The sequence below is a fragment of the Nostoc sp. genome (genome assembly GCF_036917315.1).
Lineage (GTDB): Bacteria > Cyanobacteriota > Cyanobacteriia > Cyanobacteriales > Nostocaceae > Nostoc.
This window is the reverse complement of the sequence record NZ_JBALDR010000050.1, coordinates 139,632-152,581: the sequence shown is the minus strand read 5'-3', so window position 1 is coordinate 152,581 and position 12,950 is coordinate 139,632. Positions and strand designations below refer to the sequence as shown.

The following is a 12,950-nucleotide window of genomic DNA, read 5'->3' as shown; positions in this document are numbered from 1 at the left end:
TCTCAAGTCATTTAGCTACTTACCATTAAAATGTCCAGATGTCAGTTTTAATAATAAATATTTCAGCGTATGTAATATATATTACAAAGCATTTGGTACCTTGACGAGAGTTTCATACATATCAGAGGGTAATGCAGACAGTCTATTCGCTACAGCAACTGCATCAGCTAAGTTACTAAATTGACACCGGACTATTTCTTGTCCATTTCCTGAAGGGAATCGTTTCCTAGCTTTATTAGATACAGCACAAATAATTGCTAAAGCTTTGGCGAACCCGTCTTTTGTCAATATTCTTTCTTGAGCGAACCCTTCAACGGGGATAAGACAAACCTCAAATCTATAGCCAGGTCTGGGAGAAACAGCTATGTCGATATATGGTTTATCTTCTTTTCTGATTCGGCGTAAATATTTGGCTGTTAAATTAGTATCGTGCAAATCAGTCCCAAGGGCGTAAGTAAAAAAGCAATCTTCTGTGAGGGACTCAGGACGAGTAATTATATCCGTGGGCATAAGTTCCAGTACTATCCGTATGTTGTCTGCGTGTGTGACACACTAGACTTGTCCGTTCTTCTTAGCACATTTTTTTGACAGTTAGATGTATCAGTGTCAAGCGAGACATGGCAATACATTTCGACTAACTAAAATTTCAATTTTTGAAATACTTATGACATCAAACACCTTCAGAATCAAAGGGTGTAGAGATTTAGATTCGGAGAGGGGTCTATATAGTCAGTTACATAACCGAAAATATTTCTCAACATAATAAAATCATAACATAGTTGACGCCAAATTCTGCGATCGCTCCACCTGACAGCATTGGTGAATGCCTAAAACCGATCGCGATCGCAAACTATCTGAATATTTTTTTATACCGATCTACTTATAAACTGAGTGGGAACCGCTATATTAACGTAATTATGGAGAAGCTTAAATATATTTTGGGAATTTAGAGATGTTTGAAAAACGATTTTTATGGCAATTTTATTCCTTTTTCAGAGAAAAACCTGAAGCTTTCACTTAATATTTAATTTTGGTTATTAAGATTTTTTAGAGGTTTTAATCAGTATTTAATAGACTTTACTAGTTACTTGACAAACTGCACACTATAAAAACTTATTCTGAATCTATAATTTGCGGCTATTTATCTCAAAGTTGTGGGTTTTTCAGCATTTTTTGTGTTTTTCAAGACATCGAAAAAAATAAATAGTGGTTTATGCTACCTAACGAAATCATTAATCGTGTCATTCACGTTATTGACTCAGTGCTACTACGGTTTTTGTAGTGTAGGTAGTAAAAATAGGTTTTCTGAGTCCTTTTGAAATAGGGCTATATCAAATTTCCGGCATTTTCTCACTAGTGTTTAAGCTAACAAATTATACCAATCTTAGATAAAACTGCGCTCAACATATAAGTTAAAGCGTAGCAATATCTCGTAGATAAGAAAGTAAAAAAACACATACGAGATGCTGGAGTCTTGGATTACGTCCTTCAAACGCCACTTGCTTCTCCCTTGGAGTCAAAGGAGAGGCTTGGCGTAGCTTGCTTAAACGCAAAAAAGCCGGAAAACCATTCTACATCTGTGGTTTTCAAACCTAGATTATGTAGCAATCACTTTTGAGATTGGTATTAGTCATGACTAGCATCCATCGCAAAATCCGTTAGAACTAGCTACTATTCCATCTCCACCAAACTTTTTTGAGGTATTCAATGAACAAGATTAATCTGTACAAACAACACCAGACCAAAAATAGGGTATTGATTTTTACTTCTTTGACTGTTTTGGCTTCTTCATTAGTACTACCCTTGCAACAAGCCTTTGCAGCAACATTGACCACTGTTGTAAATTTCAACGGCACCAACGGAGCTACACCAAGAGCTGGTGTACTTAAGGGTAACGGTACTGATGGCAATCTTTATGGAACTACTTCTGCTGGTGGCACTTCTGGCAAAGGAACTGCATTCAAGTTAACTCCTACTGCTTTTACTACTCTGACGACACTGATAAACTTCACCGGAACCTCTGGAATCAACAAAGGGACTAATCCAGTTGCTAGATTATTCCAAGCAGCCGATGGCAATTTATATGGGGCAACCTTTACAGGTGGTACAAGTGACCTCGGCAGTGTATTTAAGTTGGCGAAAACAGCTTTTACAACCCTGACAACTCTTACAAATTTCACAGGCACTAATGGGGCGAACCCAGCAGGCCGACTGATTACAGGTACTGATGGCAATTTGTGGGGGACAAGCTCTACAGGTGGAGCCAATAATAAAGGAACTATATTCAAGGTTTCGCCCACCACCGGGGCACTCACCACCATCACAAGCTTCAGCGGTACTAATGGAGCAACTCCATTAGCAAGATTGCAACTGGCTGCCGATGGAAACTACTACGGCAGCGCCTCAGCCGGTGGAATAAGTGCTAAAGGAGTTGTATTCAAGTTAACTCCCGCAGGAATACTGACTTCATATAGCTTTAATGGCGCCAATGGGGCAAATCCGCAGTCTGGATTAATTGAATTTGATGGATTCCTCTACGGCACCGCTAAACTGGGTGGAGCCAACAATAAAGGAGCTATATTCAAGGTTCAGGTAGGTGGCGGTACACCCGTTTTAGTTGCCAGTTTTAATGGCACCAATGGGGCCAACCCAACGGCTGCACTCATAAAAGCAAGCAATGGTAACTTCTATGGCACAGCTTCTGCTGGTGGGGCAAATAACAAAGGAGTTATCTATCAGCTGACTGGGGCAACCATCACTGGCTTAATTAGTTTCAATGGCACTAATGGGGCAACGCCAGAGTCCACGCTAATTCAGCTCTCGAATGGTACCTTTTACGGTACTGCCTCGAATGGCGGTACTTCTAATAAAGGAACTGTGTTTAAGTTTGTAATTTAGTCTAGAATCTAATCGGCGTGTAGAAAAATGGTAAAACGTAAATTTGAACGTCTACCATTTTTCTACAATCGATCTAAACTTTTCAAGACAGGTTATTTGAATTTCGGTGACTCAATAAGCTAACGCGCCTACATATTGCACTATTTTCCGTGTAGACCGTAATTAGTCATTAGTCATTAGTGTTTACCAAGGACAAAGGACAATTGACAAAGGACAACCTCACCAGTTGATATGCAACTTAAATGCATAACAGCTTACTGTTTCATATCATGTCCGCTCTGAAGAACCCTAAAGAGCCAAAATTACGCTTGGTCTGCCCTAAGAGCAAGCCTACGGTCTACATACAAGTCTGAAATATTTATAGCAGTTCGCTCAGATACCTGTGAGGTAGAAAAAGTCAAGGCTTTGAAGTTGGTTGATCGAAGCTATCTATATGAGAAGATTGATACAATTCTCAAAGTCGAGAGGACTCTACCAGTTCAATCTCGATATTTGCAATCTAGCTTCTTAAATCAGAGAAATTTGGTTTTAGATAAATCTTAATATCATGTTAACTTAACTTTAGAATACTGATGTAGAATATAGAACTTTACTACAGGTTTATAATTTAATTAATAATGAATGATGTTAAAGCATGTTAAATTAGATTAGTTGTAAAATTCGATACAAGGATTAGTTATAGTACACATAGGAAAATTAGCAAATGTTTAGACAAAGTTCTCACGAGAGAAACTTTTTCAAAGCTTTAACTGTTAGTGCGGCGAAAGAATCTCACAAGTTAAGACTGGTATTTAAATCTTGTCTGACTATTCTGCTTGAATCTGTACCTTTTTTGATTGCTTGTGCTGTATTGGTTAGCGTTATCAGCCTCAAAAGTCCTATCCTGGTGTTTTGTTTACTTGTTGGTAGTTTAATTGCAGTCATCATCCAGCAAATTGGGCAGCAAGTGAATTTACCAAGGCGATCGCTAATCTTATTACAAATTTTAGCAGCAGCCATTGTTCTGAGTTTATATTGGTTAGACTGGTTTGCAGCCCCTGCACAAGCACAGTTTTTTGGGGAAGCTGAAAAGTTTTTCAAAAAAACCTTAACAGCAAACAACGGTGGTGCTGCCGAAACCCCAGTAAGCCTGATATTTAATGTGTTACGGGCAATTTACTTACTTTATATTGCAATCTCCCTAGTTGGTGTGATTAATGCAGTGCGTAAAGATGAAGATTGGCAAAGCATCGCCAGAACTCCCCTATTAGTGGTTGTTGCTGTTACCATTGCTGATGTACTCACACGCTTTGTAATTGGCGATAGCAGTAAATAATTTAGTTATTTCAAATGTCTCAAGAGCGGGAACAAGAATTTCGTCCAGTCAATCAGGTTTTGGGAAGTCAACCTTCATTAGGGCCAATTCCTGCCGATCAAATTCTTCCTTGGACGGTAATAGCCTTAGCCTCCTATTTTATTATCAATGGGATTTTTGGGGGTCTTTTTGAAGAAGAGTTTCAAAAATGGTTGTGGACAGTACTAATGACTGGTTGGGGAATAGGAACTTGGTGGATTTTAACTGGTGGTAGGAGTTGGAGTTTTTTAAGCAAATTTATTGGCGTTCCCGCTTGGACAAGAGGCTTTGCTCGTTATCAAAGCTTACTGGAAGTTAACCATGAAGCAAAAAATCGGAAAACAAAGCGTCGGCATCGCCGGAAATGAAAGTAGATTAACGCCATTTGAAGACGCCTTACACTTGGCGACAATGCTGCGTGTTGCAATGAATGGACGTGATATTGGCGCTTACCTGTTGACAAAAGGTACTCAAAAAGATCGGTTTTGCTTTGTTTTTGGTTTTGATTGTAAGGGAATTCATACCACCTTAAGACCTGAACAAATTGATACACTTTTTAATAACATTGAAGCCGGATTAAAAGACATTCCTAGCGGTGAAAGGATGACGCTACACTTGGGTTCTTTTAGTTCAGATAAGGAGCGGCAAAAAGAATTAGCAACATTAATCAGAAATGCATCATCGCGAGACATTAAATATTTGTTGATGGCGGAGAGAGCCAGAATTAAAGAACTGACTATTTCTGGGATTCGTAAACCTAAATTTTTGCGGATTTATGTAACTTACACCATTGAATCTAACTCGCAACATGCAGATGATTGGATAGAAAAGCTTTTAGTCAAAGCTGAATCCTGGTGGTTGAAATTTAAAGGCGATCTTTTAGAAGTAGAAAACCAACGTATCGAAACCCTGATTACAAATGCTTACAACCAGGGTTTTCTTCGCTGGGAACAAATCTTATCTAACAAAATGGGATTGGATGTTAAACCTTTGACTGCTGATGAACTCTGGGGGGGAATCTGGAAAAGGTTTAATGATACGCAGCCAATAGCTATTCCCCAGTTAATGACTTTAGATGAAGAAGGATTACACGAACAAGTTAATTCCGATTTAGCTAGTACTAAATTACTTCTAGACAATATCCACGGCACAACTTTGCTGATGGAATCTAGTGTACCTTGTGCCGATCGCCGCTGGGTTAATGTTAATAATCGTTATATTGGCGCACTGTCATTTCTGGAAAAACCCGGCGGTTGGGTTAATAAATCGTCTCAACTGCGGTATTTATGGGAACTGTTGGCCAGAGAAACAGTAGTAGATACAGAAATTTTTTGTGAGTTGACTGCTGCAAATCCAGCATTGGTAAAAACTACTCTGCAACGAGTGCTGAAGCAGTCAAACATGACAACCATCATGGCTCAAGAAAAAAGTAAAACTATTGATGTCAATGCTCAATTAAAGTTGAAGAAGTCGGTAGCAGCGCAAGAGCAGTTATTTGAAGGTGCAGTCCCGATTTATACGAGTGTCGCTATTTTAGTACATCGTCCAACTTTAGAAAAATTAGATGAAGCGACAAGATATATTGAAAATTGTTTTCAACGTCCAGCCAGAGTAATTAGGGAAACTGAATATGCCTGGAAAATTTGGCTGCAAACTCTACCAATAGTTTGGGAGGGTTTATTAGCAACACCTTTCAATCGCCGCCAGCTATATTTAACAAGTGAAGTTCCGGGATTAATGCCTCTAGTTTTAACCAAAAAAGGTGACAAACAAGGCTTTGAGTTGATTGCTGAAGAAGGCGGAACACCCATACATTTAGATTTATTTAATCAGCACAAAAATTTAGCTTTGTTTGCGACAACTCGTGCGGGTAAATCGGTGTTGGTGTCAGGAATTTTAACTCAGGCTTTAGCGCATGGGATTCCGGTTGTGGCGTTAGATTTCCCGAAACCTGATGGGACATCTACTTTCACTGACTACACAGAGTTTATGGAGGGGAATGGAGCCTATTTTGATATTTCCAAACAATCGAATAACTTATTTGAACAGCCAGATTTACGATCGCTAGAAGCAGAACAACAGCGCGATCGCTTTAACGATTATACCGCCTTCCTGGAATCAGCGTTAATGACAATGGTTTTAGGATCGTCCACTGAAAGTCAAATTTTATCGCAAACCGTGCGATCGCTGCTCAACTTGGCTTTAGAAGCCTTCTTTAGAGATGAGGGCATCAAAGAGCGATATCGACAGGCGATGGAGGGAGGATTTGGCACTCTTGCTTGGCAGAAAACCCCTACTTTAAAAGATTTTCTCTTCTTCTGCTCGCCAGAACACTTGCAGCTAAGTTCTTTAACTGGTAGAGTCGAAGACGCTCTCAGCCAAATTCAGTTGCGCTTACGCTTTTGGCTTTCTAGCCGCGTCGGACAAGCCATTTCTGCACCATCCAGCTTTCCTACCGATGCACAACTTTTAGTTTTTGCTCTCAGAAACCTATCAGATAGTGAAGATGCAGCCGTACTATCCTTGAGTGCTTATTCAGCCGCACTCCGACGCGCATTAGGTAGTCCAGCTTCCATATTCTTTATCGACGAAGCACCAATTTTGTTTGAGTTCGAGCAAATTTCTGATTTAGTTGGTAGAATTTGTGCCAACGGCGCTAAAGCCGGTATCAGAGTCATCTTATCAGGACAAGATCCTGACACCATTGCTAAATCTAAAGCTGCATCAAAAATATTGCAAAACCTGACAACACGGTTGATTGGACGCATTCAGCCAGTTGCAGTAGATAGTTTTGCAGACATCTTGAAATATCCCCGCCAAGTTATTTCTCGTAATGCCTCAGAAAGCTTTTTTCCCCGGAAAGAAGGCGTTTATAGCCAATGGTTATTAGATGATAACGGTATTTATACATTCTGCCGTTACTATCCAGGTTACGAACAATTGGCAGCAGTTGCTAATAACCCTTATGAACAAACTGCACGTAGCCAAATGATGCAACTTCACAGCGATAAATATGAAGCAATTTCTGCCTTTGCACGTCAGTTAGTAGCGACTCTACGTAGTAGTTAAGCGAGTTATGTAAGTCGTTAATAGTGAATCAAACAAGTTTGGATTTTAGATTTCCGATAGCGTAATGTTAGCTAGTTAACAACGTCTTTTAGATTTACTGCACCCATTACTGCGTTGCAGCTTAGGGATTTTAGATTTGAGAATAGCGTCGGGGGTTGAACCGAAAAACTAATTCTATTATCCAAAATCTAAATTAGCATGGTTCAAAAGCTAAATTTTTATCTCACTATATATATAATGTAGTCTACCTTTTTCAGGCACAGATGTATGCGAAAAACTACCATTTTTACTTTCACTTTGCTATCCTTGGCAATACTACCAGCTGTAGCACAAATTCAAACGGGCGGATTAGGTCAGGTTTGGACTGACTTTCAATCATATTCCAAAGATATGCAAGATTACTTTCAATATAATTTGAAGGATACCTTAACCCCTTTAGAACAAAGTCAGGGTCGAATTGCTATTGAGAATGCCAAGGGAGATTTGAAGATACCTAACCCCGTCGCGGCGGGACAAAAAATTCGTGATGATTCAATTAACTACTCTTCTAATTCAGATGCTAAATCAAGTCGCTTTGAGAATAATGCAGCAGTAAAGGGAAATTTAGTTAGTAATGAACTTAATCGTATAATTACCCGTGGAGTAGCGGTAGGTGTTCTCGGTAAAAATGGACAAATTCGGACAAAAACGAAGTTAGAAAATACCGAGAAATCTCTGGAAGATATTGAGGGATTTGCTCAGGAATTAGAGGGGAGCAATAATACATTACTCGATAAAATTAGATCCAGTGTTAGTAATGCTGGTAATACAGCTAATGCCGCCGCTAATGCCGCTAATCCAGCAGCAAATGCTATTTCTGGATTGGCAGAATTGCTAGGTGTTAGTCAAGTCCAAATGATGAAAATTCAACAGGAACAAATAAAAATTGTAGCTGAAACATTTGGTCAGACATTACAAACAAATCAGGCTTTGCAATACTCTAACTTAAACTTAGCAAATATTTCTCAGCAGACAGAAGAGGCAAATCGCGCTCGGAGAGTAGAAACATCTACAGAAGCAGCGCGACTTTTACGAGCGACTTCTCAACTAGATTTGTTTGGTAGAAAAGTTAATAATTTGGATTTTAAGAGAAAAAAGCTCTAATCTTTTAGACCATTTTTAAAATGCTTTAATTTTTGATAACCCAATAGTAAATCTAAAAAAGTTTAGTAGGGTGGGTTATTTTCCTAACGCACCTGGCAAAATCTAAAAAATAGCCCATCAATTCAAAATGCAAATTGCTATTAAACTAATTTTTGCGCAAGTAGGCATCGATCAGATTCTCGATACTGGTACCGCAACTTCCCAAAGTATTGCCGAAGGTTGGGACAAACAATGGCTGGATTTATTACAAAATAATACCAGTAATAATTTGTATGGAGCGCTGACAAATCTGGGTATTTTTTTTGCTGTAGGAACCCTGTTATTTTTTATGATACAATTCCTCAAAGACTTAATATCCTACGAATACACACGTCCCATATCAGCTTTAATTTGGCCTTTTATTGTGGTAGTACTCTTAAGTAATTCCGGCAATGGAAGTATACTGTCTAATCTGACACTGGGAGTGCGGAATTTTTTAAACACTGTAAATCAGCAAGTAGTGGTATCAGCAGATGCAGATAAAATATATCAGCAAGCACTGAATATGAGTGTTGCTGAAGAAGTAGCTGGTTCTTTTCTACGTCCTTGCCAATCGCTTACTGGCGAACAACAAAATGAATGCTTTAAGCAAGCTGCCGAAAAAGTTAATGTTCTCTGGCAGAAATATAGAAATACTTATGGAAATAAAGGCTGGATAAATAGACTACAAACTAAAGTAGATAATATCAGATATGGCACTGGCATTGTATCAGAAACCTCTTTTAATTCTCTGTTAGGTTCTACAGTGCAAACGAGCATCAAAAACTTTTTAGTTTCCTTACAATATGCGTTCCAGAATTTGATAGAAGCTACTATGTTGTTAATAGCAGCTTTAGGGCCAATTGCTGTAGGTGGATCTTTACTACCTGTAGCTGGTAAACCAATTTTTGCGTGGCTGACTGGATTTCTATCTATTGGAATCGCCAAAATTTCATTCAATATTATTGCTGTGCTAACTGCCGCAGTGATTGTCAATGGCCCAGGTCAAAATGCTAATGTCGATCCAGATTTAATGTGGTTTATAATTTTTCTGGGGATTTTAGCACCAATTTTATCTTTAATTGTGGCTGCTGCTGGTGGTTTTGCAGTCTTCAGCGCTATCAGCAGTACGGCTTCTTTAGTAAAAGAGAGGATATAGAAAATATAAAATTTTTGGAAGTGTTGTAAGTAGTAAGTATATGCAAAACATCATATATAATAGCTGAAGTTTTTGCAGGAGGAGGTGAGGAGATGGTGCGTTTACTAGAAAGAAGACAAAGAACGGGAAGTGTTTTGACATTTTTTGCGATCGCAACCTTCAGTTTACATGTATTAGTTTTATTTTTATTCTTATTACAAGGGCTAAATATTCGCCAACTCAGTTTGAGAAAACCTCCCAACTTTGTGCAATTAATCAATGGCAAACCAGTAGCTAATATTGATGATTTAGCAAGAGAACCAGAAGCAATTCGCCAATTTATCAGCAAAACGATGATATCAATGTTTAGCTGGTCTGGAACCTTACCACCACAAACTATTGAAGAAGTCGCAAGCCCCAAATCAGATTTAGGAATACTTATTAACACACCTCAAGGTGGTAGCCAAAAAATTAGTACCAGCAGTTGGGTAGCTAGTTTTGCCTTATCAGAAGATTTTCGCAAAGGTTTCTTAAGCACAGTTGCAGAAATGACACCGCCAGAAGTTTTCTCGGAAAATCTCAACCAAGCGATGATTTCACAACTAGTAATTAAGAGAGTTTATCCACCAAAACAAATTGCACCAGGGAAGTGGCAAGTGGGTATGGTAGCCGACTTAGTTCAAAGAAATCGAGTTGGTGGTGCAAAACTTATAACTCCTTTTAATAAAGATTTCCTTGTACGTGCAGCAGATTATTTCGCTAATCCCCAAGCTGACAATAGCACCGACCTGCAAAAAGCAATTTATAGTGTCCGCGCTGATAGACTAGAAATTTATGAAATTCGTAACTTATGTTTGCTAGATGACTACAACCCGAACGCAGATAAACCAAAACAATGCGGAACTGGACAAACATCTGATAGTTTTATCAGATAATCAATTTTTTATGTGAAGATAGTTCAATTTATACGAATGATTATTAATGCAATTACTCAAACCAGAAAATAAAAAAAATAGTCCTTTACCGTTGTTGGCAGTAGGAACGTTTGGTTTACATCTATTTACCTTGCTGTTACTAATATTTCATTGGTCTATGTTACAACAGTTAGGTCGACAACTCACTCCTCAAAGTTTAGTGCAACTTGTTGATGGTCATGCTATTACGGTAGACCCCCAACCCAATTTAGAGCGCCAACCAGAGACAATTCGGCGCTTTGTGGGTGAAACTATGAGTTTAATGCTTACCTGGTCACAACAACAGCCGCCAACACAAGTCTGGGAAATTACCTCCCAACTGGTAGCTGATGATTTTAAAGAAAAACTTAAGTCAGAAATTACTAATTTAAATCCAGATAGCCAATTTGAAAATGTTAATAGAGGAGCGGAGAATGTCTTAGTAATCCAAAAAGTTTCTCAACCAAAAGAAATAAGTAATGGAAAGTGGAAAGTAGAGATACTTGCCAATCAATTAATTTTTAACAGTTATGATAAATTAGGGAAATCAGTTTCCTTTAATAAACAAATTTTAGTTAGAGCAATAGATCGACCTGTAACTTCACTACCAAATGCAGCACTACCGTCGCAGTTTGCAGCTTACCGCCTTGGAGAAGCCAGATTAGAAATTTATAATATATGTGAAATTAAAGATAATAATTGTTCTGGAAATCCAAACAAGGCTCTACCATGACCCGATACTCAATTCCTGCCCAAACGCCTCCCCAAAATGGATTTACTCTAACTACCGACGATCGCCAACCAGAAGTAGAATCTGTAGATTGGGAATCGCGGATGTCAAGGTTGGTCGGCTTTGAAGAAGAATCTTCTTCTAGTGACACCGAAGGATCGGAAGACTCTGCAACACCGCCAGAGCCTCTTTCTCAACCACAAGATGTTCAGACTAAGCAAGCACTCTCATCTAATCCCTTTGCCAAGTTAGGCTTGGTAGGGGCTGCTACCTTAGCGATCGTTTTGGTGGGTGGTGTGTTTTTGTCTCAATTGATGAGTAGCAGCAATCAAAAACCAAAAACTATTGTTTCTCCACCAGTGCAAGAGCAGCCTACTGATGAATCCATATCTCAACAGATGGAAGCCCAAGTAGATACTCTCAAAACGAAATTAGCTCTGACTGAACAAGCACAGATGGTGAGAGCTGCCCAACAACAGCTGAGAATTGCCAAATCAACGCCGACAGTAGCCTTACAACAACCGTCAGTTAGACAAAAAGCGATCCCAACACCCCCACCAACAGCTTACGTACCTCGGACAGTGACAGTTGAGCGCATCATTAGAGTACCTGCTTATCAACCTTCGCGATCGCCCCAACCACCAGTTGTGAACCCCACTCAACCAGTAGTTAATGTAACTCCACCAACTCCACCAAGCCCATTTGAAGAGTGGGCAAGGTTAGCAAAATTGGGTAGCTATGGTCAAGTTAATGCTAGCAATCAACCTACTAGTAATATAGCTACTTTGGAACCTGCAACCAATGCGCAGCCGCAGCAAGAGGCAACAAATCCCAATCCCGAACAAAACACCCCACAACCAGAAAATTCTGCTGTCAGTCAAGCCCAACCGCAGGGACAGAAATCTGTAGCAGTTGGGAGTAGTGCCAAAGCTGTGTTGGCGACAGCAATATTTGGAGAAACTAGTAATAAGTCAGGCGGTGGCGGAGATGCAGAAGAAGCGAAAAACGTATTTGTGATCCGATTGAAAGAAGCACTAAAATCTACCGATGGTGCGATCGCTCTACCCGCAAACACCGAATTCCTAGCTGAAATTGGTTCGCTTTCCGAACAAGGTCTTTTGCAGATGAACGTAGTCAAGGTTATCTCGCAAAATAATGGCAACCCCACAGAACAAAGCTTACCCAACAATGCAATTATTCTTCGCGGTACCCAAGGTAAGCCTTTAATCGCAAATAAATTTCCCGGTCAAAGTTCGTCTATAGCCTCGATGGATGCAGGACTATTTGTTTTGGGAGGTATTGCTAAGGCAGCAGAGTTAGTAAATCGTCCTGATACCAAACTCCTGCCTTTATATGGAGGATATGGCAACAACGCCGTCCTTAACGGCGAGAATAGCGAAAATGGCGACAACAACACCAATAACCCCAACAATGGTGTCGTCACTGGTTATACTACTGTCACTGAGAATAGACGCAACCTTGCAGCGGGGGTTCTGGAAGGTGGTATGAACTCTGTAGTACCCCAAATTGCCCAACGTAATCAACAGGCGATCGCCCAAATGTCTCAACAAGGTGGTGTTTGGTTTTTGCCAGCAGGCACAAATATTGAAATATATGTTAATCAAGCAACTCAGTTTTAAGGGGTAATATTTATACCAATTTTAGATA

General features: G+C 39.5%; 11 protein-coding genes. 10 read left to right on the top strand and 1 reads right to left on the bottom strand.

What is annotated here, in order from left to right; genetic code table 11:
* Positions 1 to 81: 81 nt before the first annotated feature.
* Positions 82 to 510, bottom strand: coding sequence for a hypothetical protein (locus tag V7K84_RS24055; RefSeq protein ID WP_289797738.1), 429 nt, complete (start codon positions 508 to 510; stop codon positions 82 to 84).
* Between the two features lie 269 nt (positions 511 to 779).
* Between V7K84_RS24055 and V7K84_RS24050 the strand changes: the two genes are divergently transcribed.
* The 10 genes from V7K84_RS24050 (at position 780) to V7K84_RS24005 (ending at position 12,922) form a co-directional block, all read left to right on the top strand.
* Entirely contained in the window at positions 780 to 950 is a 171-nt protein-coding gene (locus V7K84_RS24050) for a hypothetical protein (protein ID WP_334841730.1), read from the top strand.
* Between the two features lie 757 nt (positions 951 to 1,707).
* The gene (locus tag V7K84_RS24045; protein ID WP_334841728.1) at positions 1,708 to 2,898 is read left to right on the top strand and encodes a choice-of-anchor tandem repeat GloVer-containing protein; all 1,191 of its coding nucleotides are present in this window, start codon (positions 1,708 to 1,710) and stop codon (positions 2,896 to 2,898) included.
* A 703-nt stretch (positions 2,899 to 3,601) separates the two neighbouring features.
* Entirely contained in the window at positions 3,602 to 4,213 is a 612-nt protein-coding gene (locus tag V7K84_RS24040) for a hypothetical protein (RefSeq protein ID WP_334841727.1), read from the top strand.
* A gap of 14 nt (positions 4,214 to 4,227) precedes the next feature.
* Positions 4,228 to 4,599, top strand: a complete 372-nt coding sequence (locus tag V7K84_RS24035; RefSeq protein ID WP_099101832.1) for a hypothetical protein — start codon at positions 4,228 to 4,230, stop codon at positions 4,597 to 4,599.
* Positions 4,553 to 7,300 carry a hypothetical protein gene (locus tag V7K84_RS24030; RefSeq protein ID WP_334841725.1) on the top strand — a complete coding sequence of 916 codons (2,748 nt, stop codon included), beginning with the start codon at positions 4,553 to 4,555 and terminating at the stop codon, positions 7,298 to 7,300. The genes V7K84_RS24035 and V7K84_RS24030 overlap by 47 nt, the downstream gene beginning before the upstream one ends.
* Before the next feature lie 267 nt (positions 7,301 to 7,567).
* The gene (locus tag V7K84_RS24025; RefSeq protein WP_334841724.1) at positions 7,568 to 8,443 is read left to right on the top strand and encodes a hypothetical protein; all 876 of its coding nucleotides are present in this window, start codon (positions 7,568 to 7,570) and stop codon (positions 8,441 to 8,443) included.
* A gap of 127 nt (positions 8,444 to 8,570) precedes the next feature.
* Positions 8,571 to 9,620 carry a hypothetical protein gene (locus V7K84_RS24020; protein WP_334841722.1) on the top strand — a complete coding sequence of 350 codons (1,050 nt, stop codon included), beginning with the start codon at positions 8,571 to 8,573 and terminating at the stop codon, positions 9,618 to 9,620.
* A 92-nt stretch (positions 9,621 to 9,712) separates the two neighbouring features.
* The gene (locus V7K84_RS24015; protein ID WP_334841721.1) at positions 9,713 to 10,534 is read left to right on the top strand and encodes a hypothetical protein; all 822 of its coding nucleotides are present in this window, start codon (positions 9,713 to 9,715) and stop codon (positions 10,532 to 10,534) included.
* Between the two features lie 46 nt (positions 10,535 to 10,580).
* Positions 10,581 to 11,285: a hypothetical protein gene (locus tag V7K84_RS24010; protein WP_334841719.1), complete on the top strand. Its 705-nt coding sequence runs from the start codon at positions 10,581 to 10,583 to the stop codon at positions 11,283 to 11,285.
* A complete protein-coding gene (locus V7K84_RS24005; RefSeq protein ID WP_334841717.1) occupies positions 11,282 to 12,922 on the top strand; it encodes a hypothetical protein in 1,641 nt (546 codons plus the stop codon). Before V7K84_RS24010 ends, V7K84_RS24005 begins: the two co-directional genes overlap by 4 nt.
* Positions 12,923 to 12,950 lie beyond the last annotated feature (28 nt).

Bases quoted from the DNA above. Each gene is read 5' to 3' on its own strand.
- V7K84_RS24040 (WP_334841727.1), top strand. From the start codon at position 3,602: ATGTTTAGACAAAGTTCTCACGAGAGAAACTTTTTCAAAGCTTTAACT.
- V7K84_RS24025 (WP_334841724.1), top strand. From the start codon at position 7,568: ATGCGAAAAACTACCATTTTTACTTTCACTTTGCTATCCTTGGCAATA.
- V7K84_RS24020 (WP_334841722.1), top strand. From the start codon at position 8,571: ATGCAAATTGCTATTAAACTAATTTTTGCGCAAGTAGGCATCGATCAG.
- V7K84_RS24030 (WP_334841725.1), top strand. From the start codon at position 4,553: ATGAAGCAAAAAATCGGAAAACAAAGCGTCGGCATCGCCGGAAATGAA.
- V7K84_RS24055 (WP_289797738.1), bottom strand. From the start codon at position 510: ATGCCCACGGATATAATTACTCGTCCTGAGTCCCTCACAGAAGATTGC.
- V7K84_RS24010 (WP_334841719.1), top strand. From the start codon at position 10,581: ATGCAATTACTCAAACCAGAAAATAAAAAAAATAGTCCTTTACCGTTG.
- V7K84_RS24015 (WP_334841721.1), top strand. From the start codon at position 9,713: ATGGTGCGTTTACTAGAAAGAAGACAAAGAACGGGAAGTGTTTTGACA.
- V7K84_RS24035 (WP_099101832.1), top strand. From the start codon at position 4,228: ATGTCTCAAGAGCGGGAACAAGAATTTCGTCCAGTCAATCAGGTTTTG.
- V7K84_RS24005 (WP_334841717.1), top strand. From the start codon at position 11,282: ATGACCCGATACTCAATTCCTGCCCAAACGCCTCCCCAAAATGGATTT.
- V7K84_RS24045 (WP_334841728.1), top strand. From the start codon at position 1,708: ATGAACAAGATTAATCTGTACAAACAACACCAGACCAAAAATAGGGTA.